We start from the raw sequence: 20,576 nt of genomic DNA, 5'->3' as shown, positions 1-20,576 counted from the left end.
CGAAACAACATTATTTACATTATGTATGGGGTATTTGAATGCCACATATTTTATAAGGTGTATAATCCTTTTATTTAATTAAATTTCCATCGCATAGAATATACAGGAATTTATAACTTAATATAGAAAATAAAAAGGAGGAGTTTATATTCTAAATAAGGGGACATACATACGGAATGAGGGATTGAAAAATGAAAATTGCAATAGTCTGTTTCGATAACTTTACTGATATAGATGTTTTTCTACCATGGGATTTATTAAATCGTGTACGTTTAGTTGGCGGTATTTCTGATTGGAACGTTCAACTATTAGGAACGGGAAAAACTCATATATCCATGTCTGGCTTACGTATTCCCATGACAGGAAGCATATCTCATATTCCTACCGCTGACGCAGTAATATTTGCAAGTGGTAAAGGTGTACAAGATTTATATAAAAATCAAGAGTATCTTAATAGCATTCATGTAGATCCTCAAAGACAATTAATAGGATCTATGTGTTCTGGTTCATTACTACTAGGTGCTAAGAAATTGCTAACAGGTAAAAAAGCCACTACATATCCATCCGCAGTAGAACAGCTTAAGGAATTTGATGTGGACGTTATTGAACAAAGTTTCGTGAACGAAGGAAATATCTCGACTGCTGCAGGTTGTTTTGCTGCTCAAGATCTTTCAGCTTGGATTATAAGAACCTTAATCAATGAAAAAATGGTCGATACTGTGCTAGAAACTGTTCAGCCAGTAGGCAAAGGTCTATATTTTTAATTTCAAATCAAGTTGAGGGATTGGTTGCTCCCAAAACCGATAAAATGAGCTTTTTTGCTTGATGGCGACGTAATATACCTCCGATTCCAATTTAATTAAATAAAAAAACCCGCGAATCATTCACGGGTTTTCTGCTTAATAACTAATTGCTATTGTACCTTCACCTGCATGAACCGCAAATGAAATTGGTAATGGGTATAATTTGAAATCCATTTCAGGGAATGCTTGTCTAATATCTGCAATCCATTCTTCAGCTCCATCTTTATCGTTAGCATGGAACATATGAAGTACTTTTGGTAATTCTTTTTCAAGTTCATTTTTAATATATTCTCGACATTTTTGGATTTTACGAACTTTCTTTTCAAGTAAAAGCTCTCCACCTTTTACTTCTAATATTAAGTTGACACTTAATAAACTTCCAAGTAAAAATTGAACTCCCTTTACACGTCCACTTGCGTAAAGGCCTTTTAAACTTTTCGGGAATACGTGGAAAGGTCTTCTTTTTTCATCTACTAATGTTTTGTGTATATCTTGTAACGTCATACCATCATTGTATAACGATTTCGCTTTTCTAATTAGTTCATCCATTGGATAACTTGTTGTTTCACTATCCAATACCGTTAATGGGAAACCTGCCATGTCTGCAGCTAACTTCATGTTTTGATAAGTTCCACTTACTTTTCCGCTAATAGCAACTGCAAATCCCTCTTCATATTCTTCTTTGCATTTCGAAAATAAATCTACCATTTCCCCTATGTTAGGCTGTGATGTAGTGACAGTTTTACTTTCGTTCAAAGCATTATAAACGCGCTCACGCACACCTTCTTCACAATCTTTGTACGACACACCATCAATAATAACTTCAATTGGGATAACAAAGTTATCTCCTTCTGTTTTAAAACTCGCAGTTGTACTATCAGTAATCCAAGCAACACGCTTCATGTTGTTCCTCCCTTAATTCAACTCCTCTTTTCTGACTTTTCTATATATTTATGTTACGAAAAGAGAATATCCCTGTAATAGTAACAGGACTTTATTGTTTTGGCTATAGTAGATGAATATTAAATGTGAATATTTTTTGTCATTTTGGCCAAAAAAAGAAGAAAATCGGAGTTTTTCCCAATTTTCTCTTATCATACATTATTTAAAAGTTTCATTATCTAAAATTACTACATAATCATTGGTCAATCGACCAGCTTCCTTCGTATAACTAACAAGCCTTTGCACGTTATCACAGCAAAGTTTCGCTCCCCATACGAGTAACGGTACGCCGATGAAGTCGATGTGAAATCTTCTAGAAAACAGACCACCGAAAGTCATTGGTAAAGGCACTGTTGGTGATGTATTAGAAAAAATAATCTTTTCATGACTTTGATAATGTTTTTGCAAAATCTCTCCTAAATGTTTCATCGCAGGTACAACGACTTTTGATGCACCACATCCAATTGTATAAACCGGATTACCATTTTCGTCTATTCCATGAAAAATGATTTTTCCCATATCCTCTGTTTTCAATTTATTAAAGTAATCTACATTCAAAATTTCTTCTTTCGTTAATTTACGATCCGTTGGTAATTTATTTAAATGATAAGCTGCAGCAAGTGAAGTTGAATGTGTTCCGCCAAAATCTGTATAAACGAATATCATATTATCATCCCTTGTTGTAAAAATTCAATGTTATTTAGTATTACCGTTCACGGCGCTGTTAAACAATGGATGAATACTTTCATGTTTTTTGTATTAATTCATTATATTTTTTCCAAATATAATATCGTTTACTAATTACAGTACCTAATGTGATACATAAAAAGGTATTTGTTACAACCATTAATGTATAGTGAGTACTGCTAGAAAACATACTTTGTTTAATCAAAACCTTCGTACCTAGAATGGCAAGTAGAATAATTGTACTTAACCAATTTCCTTTTCGTAATACATGACCTGTTTCACTATCTAATCGAAATGTTAAAACTTTTCCCCTAATCATTCCAAGGCCCAATCCAATCCCCAGCATTACAACGAATAGTAATACTTTCAATATAGTTAATTGTCCCATATGAATAATAGACTGGATTGTCGCAAAGCACAGCAAAGTCGGAATGAACCAAATACGATTAATATTCACTTTATATTCTTTACCTTGCATTAATATCATTATAAAAACAACAAGTAGAATAACAAATAGAATATCCATTTAGAGTCCTCCTATTTACTTGTTTACATTTGAAAATTATATTCGCTTCTTTTCATTCCATACTTTAAATAAACTAGCTAATAAAAATTATAAAATATAGAATGTGATTTCCCATCAGTTTTAAGCATTGTTTATGCAAAAAAGACGTACAAATAAATAGTACGTCTTTTTTACATTTATTAATGCGTTCATAAACTCTTTTAACCTTATGAAAAAGAGTTTTCTAATTCTTTCATTATCTTTTCAGGACCCGCTCCTTTATTTGATGGGATAACCAATGTAATTCCTAAGTCTGGATATACGGCCGAGCGAAAACTAACGCCTGGATCATAACCCATTACATGATATTTGAATATCTTGTTTTCTCTCGTTTCAATCCATATTCCATATCCGTAAGACTGATTTTTATTTACTTGAATGTGTGGGGTTAAAAGTATGTTTGTATATTCCCGGCTTACAATTTCATAGTTAAACAACGCTTCCCAAAACTTCAGCATGTCTGGCGCAGTAATAAAAGCTCCACCATCAGATCCTCCTATTATTGGTATAGAGTATGCGTTTGTTCTCCAATTTTGGTTAATTTCGTCTTTTATATATCCTAGAGCTGTGTGTCTTGGTAATCTATCTAAAGAAAAATAGCCAGAATCGTTCATACCAATTGGATTAAATATGTTTTTTTCTATATACTCCGTAAATTTAAGTCCTGTCTGTTCTTCGATTATTAATCCAAGTATGATAAACCCAGCATTGTTGTAGTGAAACTTACTTCCTGTTGCAAACATCATATTTCTGTTTTGGAATAATGGTATGAAGTCTTTTAAATTTTTTAATAGATACATAGGAGTTTGTTCCCAAAGATCTTCGAAGTTATCCATAATACTTTCATCAAAATAATCCGGAATACCCGAACTATGCGTCAAAAGGTGATGTATTGTAATATCTTCATTGAAGTTTGGAAAGTTTATACGTAAACACTCTTTTAACTTTGTATGAAAAGTGATTACACCTTTTTCAACAAGTTGACAGATACCGATAGCAGTGAATATTTTACAACCGGAGGCAATTCCAAACCTTGTTTGTAGCGTATTATTTATACATTCATTGCGATTTGCGTAACCAAACGCCTCTTCATAGACTAAGCCTTTTTCTTCTCTTACTAAAATTACCCCAGAGAAATCTATATGCTGATGCATTTCTTTTACAATACTGTCTATTTGATTTTTTGTTTTCATTACAAAAACCACCCTCGTTTATCAATATTGTTCACCCTTCTTATATTTCCATATATAGGAGGGTAAACCCTCCTATTGAATACCGTAAATCAAAACCAAGATTACTATTTTGAATTGATTGACTCAGAGGAATGCACTTTAGACTGTGATGGCAATAAAATAAACACACACAATATGATAGTTATAAGGAACATGATTGATGAACCTATAATAACTACAAGTTGTATAGAAATAAATTGGGTTACAACTCCGAATAGAATCGTAATCGAAATGGTCATGAACGCAATAACAAGCCCATATATACTCCCAATCCGTCCCATCATATAGACAGGGACATTATTTTGATAAAAGGTGTTAAATCCTGTATTTGCATATGCCATAGAGAAAGATAAAATAAAGAATCCGATAGTAGCTATTAAAAACTCATTTGAAAAAGCATAAATTAAATAACCGATTGCGATGAATAATGATCCTATTCCAATTAAAAATGAAGGTGTTAATTTTTTTGATAAAACTGTATTTGTTATAGCTCCTAAAATAAATCCAGCTCCGCCGGTACTAACTAAAAAGCCATACTCACTATCTGATAACAGTAAAATTTTTTTAGCAAATGACAATTCAAGTGAATCATTTGCGGCAGCTAAAACCATCATCCCTTGAAATAAGAAGTACATAAAAACGATATATAAAGATTTTTTACTAAATTTTAAAACGATGTTCCAATCTTTTTTTAGTACAGCTAGAGATAACTTGTCATTTGATGTATGAATATCGGATTTTTTATCAAGATTAGGTAACAGTAATGTAATTACTCCTGATATGAGAAATGCTATAGCATTTATATATATAGCAAACTCTGGTGTACTTGCTATTAACAATACTCCCGCTATCGCTGGCCCAATTAAAAATGCACCAGATCCTATTAAACTACGTAATGAGTTAAAACGTTGTCTTTGCTCAACTGGAATTAATTTCGTCATATACGTCATAGCAGTTGGCTCATAAATTGCACTAGCCATACTAATAAAGAATACGAACACATAAACAATCCAAAGTGATGGAAGTAAAGGTAAAATAGCGATAAATACCGCACGATATATATCGAGGTGAATCATTAACTTCCGTTTATTTAAACGATCAATCATACTTCCTGACCATGCGTTTGTAAATAAAGCGGCTAATGGTTTAATTACATATAAAGTAGCAACAGCTAAGGCTGAGCCTCCCATATTATAGACAAGTACATTCAGTGCTATTAAGTAAATCCATGCCCCTAAATTCGCAATACCAACTCCAGACAGTAATAATAAAGGATATTTCCAACCTTTAAGTAAGTTTTTCATTTTAGGCCCCCGCTTTCCAAATTGTATTTAAACAATAAAAAAATCCCACCCCCAAGACTTTTTGTCTTAGGGACGAGATTTATCATCGCGGTGCCACCCTAGTTTGTTAATATGTCGCCATATTAACCTTATTAGGTACTGCATTGTAAATCATGCTTATACCATAGCTCTATAACGGGAGCTCCCGTCACACCACCCCCTAATAAAAGGTTCCGATGTGCCGCTCAGAGGCTTGGTTCAATAAAGAATTTTTACTCCTTTTCAGCTAAATGGAGCTCTCTGTGAAAAATTCATTTTATTTACTCTTCTCTTCACTGCATTTGATTTTTTCCATATTATCACAGAAATATTTAACTGTAAATAAAAAATAATCAGATATTTAATAACGTGTTTCTGTTAATTCTTTTATTTATTATTTTTTCTAAAAATTACGGTGCGTGAAATTACTTAAATCTATAAAATAAAGAGCCTATTGTATATAGACCCTTCACTTTGTCCGAATTAGTTTGTATTCGCCTCTGCTAGCGGTTGTAACGGTGGTTCCAATTCTAGGATTAATGCATCTCCTTCTTGTATATCTTGTCCCTTTTCAATGCTCTGACTCGTTACATAGCCCGTACCTGTAGTTTTTAAATCTAATTTTAATAATTTAGAGAAATACATAACATCACGCATTGACCAACCTTGTAAATTTGGCATTATTGCGTTCTTCCCTAATAAAAATATACGATCCCCTTCACTCATTACTTCACCAGATTGCGGATATTGTTTTATTATTTTTCCTTCGCCTAAAATTATCGGTTGGAGCTTCTCTTTTTTCACACTATTCTCTACTGTATCCATTGCTTGATTGACATAGTTTTGTACTTTTAATTGGGATCGTTTCGTTGCATCTGCCATTTGTTTTTCTGTATATGGTTTCACTTTTAAATATTCAAGGCTATTTTTCATAACTGGTTTAAATATTTCAGCGAGCGGCTGAGCTCCATACTCATCTCCCTTTAACTTTGGTTGCTTAATAGCTAAGTATACAATTAACTCTGGGTCATCAATCGGAGCCATTCCTAAAAATGAAAAAATATAGTTTTCTTTTCCTTCCATATATCGTCCATTTTCAGGATTCGGAATTTGCGCTGTTCCTGTCTTACCTCCTATTGGATAACCATCCACTTTATACATTGTACCAGTACCTTTTGAAGACGTAATAACACGCTCCATTAAGTCTCTTACCTTGTCCGCTGTCTCTTTTTTTATTGGATTCCCAATTTCTTTCGGTTGATTTTCCATAATAACTTGTTTATTTATTGGATTTACAACTTTGTCAACGATATATGGTTGCATCATTTTCCCGTCATTTGCTATAGCAGTAGCTGCTTGGATTAATTGAATGGGAGTTACTGTAGAACCTTGTCCGAAAGAAGTTGTGACTTGTTGAATTTGTGTATTTAATAATAATGTGTTTTTACTTTCGCCAGGTAAATCTATTCCGGTTTTTTGGTTGAATCCAAATTTATTCATATATTGCTTAAATTTATCCGGTTTCAATAACTGATCTTCTAAAATAGAAAAAGCTACGTTGGATGATCTTTCAAAGCCTTCATCAAATGTAATAGATCCCCATCCAAACCCACCGTTATGATCTTTTATATCAGATGAACCAACTGAATATTTTCCAGATTGGAAATATTCTTTCCCGTTATATACCCCTTCATTTATTGCAGCAGCTAACGTAAATACTTTCATAGTTGAACCTGGTTCAAATGCATATGCGATTGGGTCATTTAAAAAGTATTCGATATCTCCTTTATTAGGATTAAAACTAGGTTTACTAGACATTGCTAAAACTTTCCCTGTCTTTGGATCCGCTATGATTCCTACTAGCATAGAAGGATCATAGTGCTCTTGCGCCTTATTCATCGCTTCTTCTAAAAAACTATTAATTTGTTTATCTAGCGTAAGGTATACGTTATTCCCATTTTTAGCGGGTTCTATTTTCCCTATATCATTTGTAAGTGGGATCCCTCTTGGTGCTCCCACATATTCTATATTTCCGTTTGTCGAGCGCAAATATTTATCCAGACTCTTTTCCAGTCCAAATTTCCCTTCTGTATTCCCTTTATCGTCAGGTCTCGCAAAACCAAGAATATAAGATGCAAAATCTTCATTTGGATATACTCTTGCTTTTTCTGACATAAAAGATACACCCGGGATTTTCAATTGCTTTATTTGTTCCTTTACTTCTCTAGATAAATTCCGGCCAACTTTTCCAATCTCAACTTGCGTGCGTCCCTCATGAAAATTTTTTAATACGTCCTCTTTATCAATTTCAAGTGCATCAGCTAATCGCTCTGCGGTTTCCTCTTTATTTTTCACTTTATTTGTTCCTTTCAAATTCACAACAACACGATACGTTGTGGAATCTTGGACTAGCACCTTTCCAGTTTGATCATATATTGTGCCACGATTTGCTTCCAAAACACCATTTTTATTATGTTGTTCAGTTGCAAGATCCTTGACGTTCACATTATGCACGACCCCTACTGCTTGAATATAGAAAAAACGCAAAAGCATAATAAGAAACAAAACAATAAAAGCAATCATAAAATACCGCGCGCCTTTATTCGTTTGAAGTTTATGCATATTGATCTCCTTTCTTTCACAATTAATTGCGGCAAAGGTGTGCTACAAATTATGTAGTTTTTGATTTCAATACTATATGTTTCGAACTTTTCTTTTTAATTCCTTTAAAACGTTCTGAAAGTAGCTGTTGTTTCTGCTTTTATTTTTCTATTTACAGTACGGTGCGTGAAATTTACGAATATTCCGTTATAAGATGGTTAACTTATACAAATTTAATAGGAACTTATGATGCTAATTCCGTTGTTCTTTCTCCACTCTTTTAATACGCATACCCTTATCTTGTGCATAATAAAAAAGTTCGCCTCTGGATTTCCAAAGGCGAACTCTTAAACAAACTTACAAATAGTTATTTATAAAAATTAAGCTATATGATTATATTTCGCTAAAAAAGGAATTCGTTTCGCTACCAATGCGTACATTTTAAATACAAATTTCGCTATCGGTTCAAACATACGTGTACTTTGTATTACTAAACTACTCGTAATAAATGTTAAGAACGCAGCACCTAGTATATCTAGAGGATAATGAACTCCTACGTACATACGTGATACACCAACTAATACTGCCCAAATAAGAGCGACATATTTAAGTTTTTCTCCTCTAAGTAAAAATACAAATGCGATGGAAAATACAAGTACAGAATGATCACTAACAAATGATGAGTCTGCTGCATGTGGTACTAATTGATGTACATCATGTGATACAAACGGACGTGGATGGTAATATACTGCATGTATCACCACATTTACTAGTAATGCGATAATGACTGAAAGTGTCGTATATAACACTGTGTATTGTTTTTTAATGGCATTGACTTTCTTTCCATTATTAAACCATAAGACAAACATAAACAAAATCGCTACATATACAGCACTATTTGTAATAGCAATCATTAGCGTATCTAATAGTTTGGACGATCCTGCAAAATTATTAAACCATTGAAATACTGTGTAATTCATAATACTCTCTCCTTACATAAAAGCGTTCGTGATTTACACAGTATACAACATCTATATGAAAATGGACTTAAACTTTTCTCATCTAATTCTCATTTTACTAATAGTTATTTGACAATATTAAGACTATTTATAATGGCTAATTATGTATAAAGCTGAAAAACCTTTAAAACAATACGAATCATATGCTTTTTATATATAGAATACATAACATAGTCATTTGAATATACTAGTTGCAAAATCATATTTGTATTACATCCGAAGTGCAATGTTACCAAATTGTTCTCCCTGTTCCATACGTCTTAATGCTTGAATCGCTTCTTCCAACCAATAAACTTTATCCATAATTGGTTTAATTTTATATTTCTCTATAAAATTAATCATTTCATTAAATTCTTCACTACTACCCATAGATGTCCCCATAATATCGATTTGATTATAAAATAACGCTCGTAATGGTAATTCAATTTTATCTCCAGAGCTTGCACCAAAATTAACAATTCTCCCATTTGGTTTTAATACATCAAAGTATTTTAAGAATGTTGCTGGACCTATACTATCGATTATTAAATCTACCTTCTCTCCGCATAAACTCTCTTCCCAATTTCCAGAACTATTAAAAGAAAAGTCTGCGCCATAGGTTTCGGCAAACTTTCTTTTGTTCTCTACCCTTGAAGTAACACTTACTTTTGCGCCAATTGCTTTTGCAAATAACATGGCAAATGTCGCTACACCGCCGCCTATGCCCGGAATTAAAACATGTTCTCCACTCTTTAATCTACCCTTTGTAAAAAGCGCTCTATATGCAGTTAGTGCCGATAAAGATAAGACGCCAGACTCTTCCCAAGTAAGATATGACGGTTTTTTCACTACATTTTCAGCGGGCACAATCACATATTCAGCAAACGTTCCATCTTTCGGTCCACCTAACACCTCTGGTAACTCGGGTATTTCAGCAATATGATCCCATCCAATACTAGGATTAATAATGATCTCGGTTTGTAATAAATCACCTGAAACACCTTCTCCAATTTCCGTAACAATACCTGCACCATCTGATCCTAGAACTAATGGTAATTGCATTTCTTTTCTGTTATTCATTATAAATAAATCTCGGTGATTTAAACCGGCTGATTTTAATTTCACTTTCACTTCTCCAGCATTAGGTGTTATCTCTGGTAATACTTTATATTCTACCCCTTCAAATCCAGATTTATATTGTTGTACGATAGCTTTCATTATTATTCCCCCTTCATGATTCTAATGTACTAGAAAGTTCGAAATAAACAAAATAATTTGACCGTAAAAAAGAAGGAATGCACAAAAACATCCCTTCTTTCTAAATTATTAAAGTGAAACGGTAGGCAGTGTAATCGTAACGATTGTTCCTTCGCCTTCTTTACTCTCTATTTGAATTGTTCCGTTGTATTTCTCTATAAGTCGTTTTGCAATAGACAAACCTAGACCGTTTCCACCCTGTTTTCGACTTCTTGCTTTGTCCACTCGATAAAAGCGGTTAAGAACAAAAGGTAAATCAGCTTCGGGTATTCCCGCTCCACGATCTATGATACGAATTTTAACTTTCCTTGATTGCACACTAGATTCAATACAAATATATTTATTAACTTCTTTTGTATACTTCACAGCGTTATCCATTACGATAATAATAATTTGTTCTAAGTAAGATGAGGGTATTGAGACATATGCCGTATCTCCATCCAGTTTCATTTCAAATTGAAATTCAGTTTGAAGTACGCCAAAGTTTTGTGTAACTTGTTTTAATATACTATTTACATGGACTGGCTCAGCTGCGATTGGATGCATCTGTTCTGATTCGGCTCTTGATAGTTCTAACAATTCTAAAACTAACTTATTTAAACGATCGACTTCCTTTAAACTGGATTGAAGCGATTTATCTAAAACTGCTGGGTCATTTTTCCCCCACCGATTTAACATAGATAAGTGTCCTTGAATAATTGTTAGTGGTGTTCTCAGTTCATGGGATGCGTCTTCAACAAACTGTTTCTGTTGTGTAAAAGAAGTTTCTACCTCATCCATCATTTCGTTAAAAAGAAACGATAATTTTGCAAGTTCATCATTATTTTCACGTACTGGAACTCGTTCATTCAATCCATTTTTCTTAATGCGTTTCATCGTATCCGTTATATTTTGAACGCTTGATAATAGTTTTTTCGTGATTAGTAGCCCACCTAAAAAACTAAAGATTAGTCCACATATTCCAGCAATAACCATTACCACTAGAATAATTTTTAATAAATGATCGAAAGCCTCTAAGTTTTTCGTAAGCTCAATAGTACCAGTGAACTCTTTTGTTTGGATTGGTATACGCTTAACTAATATGCGATCTTCTACATGTCTTTTTATAAATAATTCCTCTTGTGTAACTTGTTTTGGCTTTATCCATGTTTCATTAAAATCTCGCGAAACAGTAACAATTGGTTTCCCGTCCATGCCGATAATACGAATCATTTGATGCTTATCAATCATATTGTTTAAGAAATCTTTACTGTTTTCAAACGTTTTACTCAAAAGGGTATCATTTTTATCTTGGAAATAGGCCGCTATTTCTGTCACTTGTCTATTTATTTGTTTCTGTTCATAGTCTATAGTCCACTTGTTAATTACAATAAACTGCAGAGTGCTATATAAAATGAATAAAATAAATACTAGAGTAGTGGACCAAAGTGTTAATTTCCACTTTATAGGTAGATTTCGAATTCGATGCACAATATTTTTAATCATTTCATTATATATCCAGCACCGCGGACCGTTTGGATATATTCCTCCTTATCTACACTATGTAACTTGTTACGTAAATAACGAACGTATACATCAACGATATTTGTCTCAACCATCGCGTCATATCCCCATACTTGATCCAATAAAACATCACGGGTAAGTACTCTATTAATATTTTTCATAAACATCAGTAATAGTTCAAATTCTTTATTTGTAAGTTCGATTTCTTCATTACCTTTTGTAATAGTTCGCGATTCAATCTGGAGCTGTAAATCTTTAAACGTAAGAGATGATACATGTTTGTTTTCTATATGTTTTTCTCGTCTAAATATAACTCTCATTCGCGCTAATAGCTCTTCAATTGCAAATGGTTTCGGAAGATAATCATCGGCACCGCTATCTAACCCTGTCACGCGGTCCATAATACTATCGCGTGCAGTCAGCATAATAATAGGTGTATTTTTAGTTGCCCTTAATCTACGACACACTTCTAGTCCATTTAACCCTGGTAGCATTAAGTCAAGTAAAATAAGATCATAATTTATTTCAAGTGCGGCCTCTAATCCCTTCCTTCCATCAAACTGTATGTCTACCTTATATCCTTCATACTTTAATTCTAATTCTAAAAAATCAGCTAAACTTTCCTCATCCTCAATAATTAATATATATTGCAACCGTAATTCCTCCTATATAGTTAAATGAATGAGTAATCCTATCCCAAATATAATTGCAATGATTTGATGTGCTTTTCTATACAATATCAAGTTTGTTTTTTTATTATGTTTCTGTAAGAAAAATCCGACGACTCCTAGTATGATTAAAATGAAAAGAGAGAATATACCACTATAAAATATAAGTATATGCCGACTTCCTTTTAATAAAAAATAAACGCCATGAGTAAATGATACAGCTAATACAGTATATCCAATTAATACGTGAAATTTTTTTATAAAAAGATATATATCCTTTATCAATTTAAACCCAATTATATTTTTCTTTTTTAAAAATAACCATACATGACGTAAAATCCATAACGATGCAGCTAAAATTGCCCCGTATTCACCGAAAGAACCTAATTTCTTATTTAACCATTTCACATTTAATGCGTTGCCGTATATTACATTAATAACTAACAATGCTATACTACAAAAAATTATAGTAATGCCTGTAATTTTAACATACAAATGAAAATATTTATTTCTTAGTAGCTTCTCCAATTCATTCAAGCTCCTTCCTTATAAACCTTCTGTAACAAGCAGAATATCAAATTAAAAAGAAAGGAACATGAGAGAAAGATTAAAATAAAATGAGAATTTGAAGATCACTTGAATTTTCTAGTGATCTTTTTTAGCTAATTTTATTATATTTTGAATAAACGGTGCTTTTGCACTTGTATATGAAACACGATCAAAAGGATATGTAGTTGCAAGTTTCTCTTTTAATTCTCTATATTCTTTACGTGCCCATTCATGTTTTATTAGAAAGTCTCGAAATAAAAGATTGTTTTTCCATTCGTCACTATTATAAATATAAACATGCAAATGATGAGTACCAGCTCTCCATTTTCCCTTTCTAAAAAAACGTCGATTAGGTGTTTCTTTTGGAACATACTCATATCCAATATTTAATAAATCTTCAATCCACTTTTCAGTAATTTGTAAATCCGTTACGCCAATCATCATATCAATTAGAGGTTTCGCTCCTAATCCTTGTACAGATGTGCTCCCTATGTGCTCAATAGCAATACATTCTCCTTCAAATAATGAAATAAATTTCTCTTTTTCTATTACATACTCTTCATACCAATCTTTTTGATATGGTTTAATAACGATTTGTTGTTCCATATTGTTCACCCTCTTATAAGTGTTTATTATTATATTTATAAAATTTTATGTGATTAACATAGGATTTTTACAAAATATGTCGAATACTGAAATATACAACTTAATTATAATAAATGTGAGGTATATTATGAAAGATATTCCAGTTGAAATTCAATTAAATCAAGTAACATTTAAATTAAAAGAACATCATAATTTTGATTGGCTATTGAAATTAGGAACCGTATTTGCGGTTTTTGACCAGCAAGATTCAGGCAATCTATCTTTTGGTGTAGAAAAAGATGGTCATAAGAAATTTATTAAATATGCAGGGGCACATACAATTGCATATAACGGAAGGACCAGCGATGCAATTGATAGATTAAAAAATTCAGTTTCCTTATATGAAGAATTAAAGCATGAGTCACTAATACAATTAATTGAACATTTTCCCGTTCAATCTGGATATGTCTTAATTTTTGATTGGTTTGATGGCGAATGTCTTCATTCACATTGGAGTTTCCCGCCTCCTGAGAAATATAAAAATCCAAACTCTCCTTATTATAAATATAAGCATTTATCTGTTTTGGAGCGAATTCAGTCCTTAAATTCTATGTTTTCTTTCCATACATATGTCGAAAAGGAAAACTATGTAGCAATAGATTTTTATGACGGTAGTATTTTATATAATTTCCATACAAATGAGACGAAGATTTGTGATATTGATTTATATTCTAAAAAACCATACGTGAATAAAATGGGAAGATTATGGGGTTCCTCGCGTTTTATGTCTCCTGAAGAATTTGAGCTAAACGCTATGATTGATGCAAGAACAAATGTATTTAATATGGGGGCGATGGCTTTCGAAATTTTAGGAGGTGGAAAAGATCGTTCCTTTACAAAATGGGAAGCAAGTAGGGATTTATATGAAATAGCGCATCGTGCTGTAAATGAAAGCCGAGCTGAACGATATGAATCAGTTAAAGTATTTTATGAAGAGTGGATAAACGTGGCAAATGCTGAAAAGATATAACCTATATTATTAAAAACATAAAGTTTCTACTATAATCATGTATAATACATATAAAATGGAAATTCAAAATAACGAGGAAAATATTATGAACTTTGTTTATATTAATCAAAACGTATTAAATAATCTTCTTTACATTTTAAGTAGTATATTTATTTTTTATTTTATATATGATAGCGGACGCTATTTAAAGAAATATAAAAAATTACTTATTATCCTTTGTACGAGTATCCCTCTTATTTTATGTATGCGCTATCCAATCTATATGGATGAAAATTGTATTCATGATTTAAGACAAATACCAGTTATAATAGGCACACTTTATGGTGGCTTCCCTGTTGGTATCATTTTGTTTGCTATTTTATTAATTACAAGATTTTCATTTTATGGATTTAGTATGTTAACAATACTAGTTTATGGAACAATGTTTATCGTTACAGCATTCGCATCCGCAAAATTTAATAAGTATAATAGAAAAATTAAAGTAGCTTATGGAATGTTTTTAACATTTTTTCTAGCAATATTTACAACTGTAATTGTATTAACTTTATCAGATTTTGAAGTAAATAATTTGTACATTATTTATTTCATAATATTACCAACCACTTTGATGTTGTTTGGCATTTATTTTAATGAAGTTTTAAAAGATGCAGTATGTATGCGATCGAAGATGATTAAAATGGAGAAAATGGAGATTGTTAGCCAACTTGCTGCTAGTATATCGCACGAAGTAAGAAACCCCTTAACTGTCGTAAAAGGATTTACTCAACTTTTAAAAACACCTAATTTAACTCCAGAATCAAGAGATGAGTATATTGAACATATACTTGAAGAGTTACATCGTGCACAAGGAATTATTGATGATTATTTAACGTTTGCCAAACCCGCTTCAGAAAAATTAGATCATATTTCAGTAGAACAAGAGTTGAACCGAGTTATTAATATGATCTTACCATTATGCAATATGAATACAATACATATTACAAAAGATTTTTCTACGGCAACAATTGTAGGCAATAAACAGCACTTTCAACAATGTTTTTTAAACTTAATAAAAAATGGGATTGAAGCAATGCCTAATGGTGGTACTTTACATATCTCCTCATCTATTAGTAATAATAAAGTTATTATTCGAATTGAGGATAGCGGAATTGGTATGTCACAAGAGCAAGTAAATCGATTTGGTGAACCATATTTTAGTACAAAAACAAAAGGTACAGGTTTAGGTACAATGGTTGCTGTTAAGATCATTGAAACGATGCAAGGTAGTTTGAAAATCCGAAGCGTTATTAATAAAGGTACAACTTTGACAATTACATTGCCGAGATGTAATATGAATTCATCTGAAAACAAATAAAAAAGGAGCATAATTGCTCCTTTTTTATTTGTTTCGATACATAAGTATCTTCTATGTTTTTTAAGTTTACATTTGTGGAGACTAATTAGAAATTAGTACCCTCCGCCCCAGCAGCTGCATCCAACGATAATTAATAAAATAAATAACACAACTAATAACGCGAAACCTCCACCAAAACCACAAGAACCACCGTAACTCATATTTTCTCCTCCTTTTGGTTTGAAAACTAATAGGTAGTTGATCATTTTAACTGGTTCGTATTATACATTATGTAAATATCCCTTTTTTGAGCATGTCCACATAAAAATAAGTAAAAGCACTCATTTGAGAGTGCTTTAAAATGGATACCAAAAGTTTTGGAATACATGTAACTTTAAATACACTGCAACAATTAAAATAAAAACACCTACAAATAAAGCAATGAAATCCCCGCTTTTCGCTTTATTTGTATAAAACCAAGTTCGTGTATTCTTCTTTCCAAATCCTCTTAAATCCATTGCATTTGAAACTGTATCGATTCTATCTAGTGAATGAATAATTAAAGGCCAAAAAATTAAGACACGGTTTTTCATACGAATCCATAAACTTGCTTCTCCTTTTTCAAAAGCTACTCCTCTCGCCTCTTGTGCATGTTTAATAACTTTATATTCGGACTGAATATCAGGTATATAACGTAATGCAATATTTATTGCATATGTAATCTTATAATGAATTCGAAATTTACTTAAGCTACTCACAAATTTGCTTGGATCAGTCGTATATATATAAATAAGTGTAAATGGTAATAACGTAAAATATTTTAATGAAAGTGTAGCTGCATAAAATAATGTTTCATATGTAATTGTTGCATATCCGATATGTAAAAACGAAGTATATGATTCGGTTAATTCGGATCCATGAGTTGGTGTAATAAATAAAATCATGACAGAATTTAATAAACTAAATGTAAATATAACAGTAAAAACAATGCAAATTTTACGAAATGGAATTTTAGCAATAAACAGTCCGATACATCCAATCATAAATACAAATAGCAATATACGAAAATCAAAAAACAAAAAAGTAAGTGTCATACAAAAGATAAATAACAACAATTTCACTGCTCCATCCATGCGATGAAAATATGTACTATACACCTTCCTCCCTCCTATTATCCTCAAAATAATATTCCATAAACCTTTCAGGATATGAAATTCCACTAAATTTAACTAGTTTGAATAAAGAACTTTCCCTTAGGTTTGCCCTTTGTAACGTTTCTGTATCCCCTAATACAACGCACGCGGAATTATTCGCAATAATTTCCCCTTCATCTAGAACAATCGCTCTGTCTGCATATTCTAAAGCGAGATTCATATCATGTGTGATAAAAATAAAAGATATTCCCTTTACAGCTAGTTTTCTAATAAACGACATAAACTGTTTATAATGATAATAATCTTGTCCCGCTGTCGGTTCATCTAATATGATAAGTTTCGGATTTGCTATTAGTACAGATGCAATCGTTACTCTCTTCTTTTGTCCATAACTTAATGCCTGAATTGGCCAATTTCGAAATGGATACAAACCACAAAGTTTTAATGTTTCTTCCGCTCTAAGCTTAATTTCTTCCTTTGAAAACTTTTTTAATTTTAATGAAAATGAAACCTCTTCTATAACAGTAGGTTGTGTAATCATATGATTTGGATTTTGCATCACATAACATATAACCTCACCACGTTTACGAATAGACCAAGAATTGATATTTACTTCATCAAATATAATCCTATCATTTTTTGTTTTGTTTATGCCTATAAGACTATGAGCTAATGTTGATTTCCCGGCTCCATTATGGCCCAAAAGTGCTACAATTTCACCTTCATATATGGAGAAATTTACATTGTCCAATACTTTTTGTTTATTAGGATAGGAGAATGATAAATTCTCTACTTTCAATAATTCTTTTTTTGTAGGAGTACCTTTACAAGAAACTTGCTTCTCCATCCACTCATTTATTACGCTACGAACACTTTCCCTTTGAAGATTTTCAAGTGGGTAGTATATTACGTCATTATTACCATCAAACTGCAATTTCTTTAATACTTCTACGTACATAGGCTCTCTTAAGCCGATAGATGGTAATATATTTGACGCTAAAATCTCTTCTGGTGTCCCTATCGCAACAATTTCCCCTTCATTCATTAAAATGATTTTATCTAAATCCAGGTTTAACATTTCTTCTATTCGATGTTCAATAATTACAATTGTTTTATTATATTGTTTATGTATGCCTTTAATAAGTTCTATTGTATGTAAACTACTTGCTGAATCTAAATTTGCTAACGGTTCATCGAACAATAATATATCAGCATTTGTTGTTAACAAACCTGCTAAAGAAACAGTTTGTTTTTGCCCTCCTGATAATTCATGTGGACTTTGTTTATGAAAAGCATGCATCTTTACCTTTTTTAATGAGTTCGAAACAATCTTTTTCATATCATCTTGATTTACACATTCATTTTCTAAATAAAAAGCTACATCCTCTTCTACTGTAAGACCAATAAATTGAGCATCTTGATCTTGCAAAATTGTGCCTACCTGTTTACTTAGTTCAAAAACACTCTCTTTCCTCGGGTCTTTTCCGGCAATTAAAATATTACCAGTATTAATCCCTTCATAAGAAAAGGGGATTAGCCCATTTATACAATGAGCTAACGTTGACTTCCCTGAACCACTTCGTCCAGCAATTAGTACTTTTTCTCCAGGGTATATATGAAATGTAATGTCTTTTACAGTAGGCTGCGCAGCATGTTCATATTGAAAACTGAATTGTTCAAAAGAAATGATTGGTTGCATGTTAACATCCCTACTTTTCAATTTTTAAATGTGTATGTTTCTTATTAGATTTAGCTAGACCTATTGTAATTGGCAATCCAAGAACTAAAAATACAATAACATCCGCAATTGTCGCTCCTAATACTTGTATAACAATTTTGTCAAATGGTTCTCCCATCACAATAACATCGAATGCCCCAGCAAATATAATAGCAATGACAATACCAATTAACCCAGTAATGGCTAAATAAGAAATATCCCGCTTATTATACGTCCCGTTTTTCACACTAAAGCTAACTCTTTTTTGAATGAGTCCCATTGCAAAGCCGATAATACCTGAACTAATAACCCACCCCCACCAAATACCCCATCCAGCGATTGTATCTGTTACGGTATGACCGATAAGTCCTATTAACAGTCCTGCCACTGGACCAAATAACGCTCCAAAAACGGTTAAAATAGCTAATGCAGGTTTAATAAATGTATTTGGTGCAATAGAAAATCCCCAAAGTCCTAATATCCCGTATAATGCTGCTCCAATTCCGATTGCTACTACTAACTTTGTTGATAATTTGTTCATTACAATTCCCCTCCCGTATTAGTCAACTTTTATTACTCTATATTTATTTTGAAAATGAATTATGCATCGACACTCCCTTTCTATACAACAAAAAATGACCCCTTACATAAGAGGTCATTTTCTTCACGTTCAAGAATCCTCTTATCTTCCAAAAAACACGTCGTGTCCTCTGCGGAATTAGCACCTTCCTATAAAGTTATATAGGGGTTGCTGAGGTTTCATAGGGCCGTTCCCTCCACCTCTCTGGATAAGTATTAATTTGTAATTCGTATTATGGCATTAATAAGTGTAAATTTCAACACTTTTCTAATTATTTTTATTTTTCGTTTAACGGTACATTTAAATCATTGTATTCTTATCGGAATTATGAAATAATGAATTCAAAATAGTAACGGGAGGAATGTACGATGAAAGTAATCGGTTTAATTGGTGGACTAAGTTGGGAATCTACATCGTTATACTATAAACATATTAATACACTTACACTCTCTCAATACGATCAAAATGCGAAGCTTGTTTTATATAGCATGGACTTTGGTGAAGTAACTACTTTATTACAAAATCATCAATACGAAGAAGTGAAAAACGAATTAGTCACAGTTGCAAAAAAGGTTGAAAAGTCCGGGGCTGAATGTTTATTAATGTGTTCCAATACGGTCCATTTATTTGCTGAAGAAGTAGAACAGGCAATATCTATTCCACTTCTTCATATTGGTGATGTAAGTGCTAAAGAAATGGTAGAGCAGAATATAAAACGGATCGGACTATTAGGTACGAAACAAACGATGGAACAAGACTTCTATAAATCACGTCTAGCGAACTATAACATTGAGACAATTATTCCAAATAAAGAGGAAAGAAATTTTATTCATCATGTTATTTTAAATGAATTAAGTAAAGGAATTATTTCAGAAACATCAAAAGAAAAGCTATTACAAATTACAAACTCATTAATTCAAAATGGCGCAGAAGGTATATTGCTAGGCTGCACTGAAATACCATTGCTCATTTCCCAAAACGACCTTACTGTACCTGTTTTTGATACCGCTTTTTTACATGCAAATACTGCTGTGCAGTTTGCAGTATAAT

Annotated in this window: 20 protein-coding genes, 1 riboswitch and 1 other annotated feature; of the genes, 4 read left to right on the top strand and 16 right to left on the bottom strand. The window is 32.3% G+C overall.

What is annotated here, in order from left to right; all coding sequences use genetic code 11:
- Positions 1-191: 191 nt before the first annotated feature.
- On the top strand, positions 192-764 hold the full coding sequence (locus ABH961_RS08365; RefSeq protein WP_098721270.1) for a DJ-1/PfpI family protein: 573 nt from the start codon (positions 192-194) through the stop codon (positions 762-764).
- Positions 765-899: 135 nt separating this feature from the next.
- Here ABH961_RS08365 and ABH961_RS08360 read toward each other — a convergent pair whose 3' ends face one another.
- From ABH961_RS08360 to ABH961_RS08305, 12 genes are all read right to left on the bottom strand, one after another.
- A complete protein-coding gene (locus ABH961_RS08360; protein ID WP_048547168.1) occupies positions 900-1,706 on the bottom strand; it encodes a DegV family protein in 807 nt (268 codons plus the stop codon).
- A 198-nt stretch (positions 1,707-1,904) separates the two neighbouring features.
- A complete protein-coding gene (locus ABH961_RS08355; RefSeq protein WP_098047630.1) occupies positions 1,905-2,411 on the bottom strand; it encodes a DUF3189 family protein in 507 nt (168 codons plus the stop codon).
- A 79-nt stretch (positions 2,412-2,490) separates the two neighbouring features.
- Positions 2,491-2,958, bottom strand: coding sequence for a DUF1453 family protein (locus tag ABH961_RS08350; RefSeq protein ID WP_000353194.1), 468 nt, complete (start codon positions 2,956-2,958; stop codon positions 2,491-2,493).
- Between the two features lie 206 nt (positions 2,959-3,164).
- Positions 3,165-4,190 carry a serine hydrolase domain-containing protein gene (locus ABH961_RS08345; RefSeq protein ID WP_404519221.1) on the bottom strand — a complete coding sequence of 342 codons (1,026 nt, stop codon included), beginning with the start codon at positions 4,188-4,190 and terminating at the stop codon, positions 3,165-3,167.
- 104 nt (positions 4,191-4,294) lie between these two features.
- Complete coding sequence (locus ABH961_RS08340; RefSeq protein ID WP_098077362.1) at positions 4,295-5,533, bottom strand: MFS transporter; 1,239 nt, start codon at positions 5,531-5,533, stop codon at positions 4,295-4,297.
- 65 nt (positions 5,534-5,598) lie between these two features.
- Positions 5,599-5,857: a binding site (T-box leader), on the bottom strand.
- Between the two features lie 177 nt (positions 5,858-6,034).
- Entirely contained in the window at positions 6,035-8,173 is a 2,139-nt protein-coding gene (locus tag ABH961_RS08335; protein ID WP_098077359.1) for a penicillin-binding protein, read from the bottom strand.
- A gap of 359 nt (positions 8,174-8,532) precedes the next feature.
- Complete coding sequence (locus ABH961_RS08330) at positions 8,533-9,132, bottom strand: undecaprenyl-diphosphatase (RefSeq protein ID WP_098077357.1); 600 nt, start codon at positions 9,130-9,132, stop codon at positions 8,533-8,535.
- A 249-nt stretch (positions 9,133-9,381) separates the two neighbouring features.
- Positions 9,382-10,368: a zinc-binding dehydrogenase gene (locus tag ABH961_RS08325; RefSeq protein WP_098077354.1), complete on the bottom strand. Its 987-nt coding sequence runs from the start codon at positions 10,366-10,368 to the stop codon at positions 9,382-9,384.
- 108 nt (positions 10,369-10,476) lie between these two features.
- Positions 10,477-11,892, bottom strand: coding sequence for a HAMP domain-containing sensor histidine kinase (locus tag ABH961_RS08320; RefSeq protein ID WP_098077350.1), 1,416 nt, complete (start codon positions 11,890-11,892; stop codon positions 10,477-10,479).
- Positions 11,889-12,563, bottom strand: a complete 675-nt coding sequence (locus tag ABH961_RS08315; protein WP_404519219.1) for a response regulator transcription factor — start codon at positions 12,561-12,563, stop codon at positions 11,889-11,891. The genes ABH961_RS08320 and ABH961_RS08315 overlap by 4 nt, the downstream gene beginning before the upstream one ends.
- 12 nt (positions 12,564-12,575) lie before the next feature.
- Positions 12,576-13,106, bottom strand: a complete 531-nt coding sequence (locus tag ABH961_RS08310) for a hypothetical protein (RefSeq protein ID WP_048547155.1) — start codon at positions 13,104-13,106, stop codon at positions 12,576-12,578.
- Between the two features lie 117 nt (positions 13,107-13,223).
- Positions 13,224-13,733 (bottom strand): GrpB family protein, encoded by a 510-nt coding sequence (locus tag ABH961_RS08305; RefSeq protein ID WP_098077348.1) that lies wholly within the window; start codon positions 13,731-13,733, stop codon positions 13,224-13,226.
- 127 nt (positions 13,734-13,860) lie between these two features.
- Between ABH961_RS08305 and ABH961_RS08300 the strand changes: the two genes are divergently transcribed.
- Both ABH961_RS08300 and ABH961_RS08295 read left to right on the top strand, forming a co-directional pair.
- Positions 13,861-14,742: a protein kinase gene (locus tag ABH961_RS08300; RefSeq protein WP_098077346.1), complete on the top strand. Its 882-nt coding sequence runs from the start codon at positions 13,861-13,863 to the stop codon at positions 14,740-14,742.
- A gap of 85 nt (positions 14,743-14,827) precedes the next feature.
- A complete protein-coding gene (locus ABH961_RS08295) occupies positions 14,828-16,096 on the top strand; it encodes a sensor histidine kinase (RefSeq protein WP_098077343.1) in 1,269 nt (422 codons plus the stop codon).
- A gap of 92 nt (positions 16,097-16,188) precedes the next feature.
- Here the strand turns inward: ABH961_RS08295 and ABH961_RS08290 are convergent, their stop codons facing one another.
- The 4 genes from ABH961_RS08290 to ABH961_RS08275 form a co-directional block, all read right to left on the bottom strand.
- Positions 16,189-16,296 (bottom strand): YjcZ family sporulation protein, encoded by a 108-nt coding sequence (locus ABH961_RS08290; protein ID WP_000120182.1) that lies wholly within the window; start codon positions 16,294-16,296, stop codon positions 16,189-16,191.
- 135 nt (positions 16,297-16,431) lie between these two features.
- Positions 16,432-17,232 carry an energy-coupling factor transporter transmembrane component T family protein gene (locus ABH961_RS08285; RefSeq protein WP_098047619.1) on the bottom strand — a complete coding sequence of 267 codons (801 nt, stop codon included), beginning with the start codon at positions 17,230-17,232 and terminating at the stop codon, positions 16,432-16,434.
- Positions 17,225-18,928, bottom strand: coding sequence for an ABC transporter ATP-binding protein (locus tag ABH961_RS08280; protein ID WP_404519216.1), 1,704 nt, complete (start codon positions 18,926-18,928; stop codon positions 17,225-17,227). Before ABH961_RS08280 ends, ABH961_RS08285 begins: the two co-directional genes overlap by 8 nt.
- 10 nt (positions 18,929-18,938) lie before the next feature.
- Positions 18,939-19,487: an ECF-type riboflavin transporter substrate-binding protein gene (locus ABH961_RS08275; RefSeq protein WP_001038206.1), complete on the bottom strand. Its 549-nt coding sequence runs from the start codon at positions 19,485-19,487 to the stop codon at positions 18,939-18,941.
- A 138-nt stretch (positions 19,488-19,625) separates the two neighbouring features.
- A riboswitch (SAM riboswitch) is annotated at positions 19,626-19,741 on the bottom strand.
- A gap of 153 nt (positions 19,742-19,894) precedes the next feature.
- Here ABH961_RS08275 and ABH961_RS08270 point away from each other — a divergent pair.
- The gene (locus ABH961_RS08270) at positions 19,895-20,575 is read left to right on the top strand and encodes an aspartate/glutamate racemase family protein (RefSeq protein ID WP_098077338.1); all 681 of its coding nucleotides are present in this window, start codon (positions 19,895-19,897) and stop codon (positions 20,573-20,575) included.
- Position 20,576: the final 1 nt, after the last annotated feature.

This window comes from Bacillus sp. RC251 (assembly GCF_044908765.1).
Lineage (GTDB): Bacteria > Bacillota > Bacilli > Bacillales > Bacillaceae_G > Bacillus_A > Bacillus_A wiedmannii.
The sequence above is the reverse complement of the archived record's forward strand: the minus strand, read 5'-3'. Positions and strand labels throughout refer to the sequence as shown.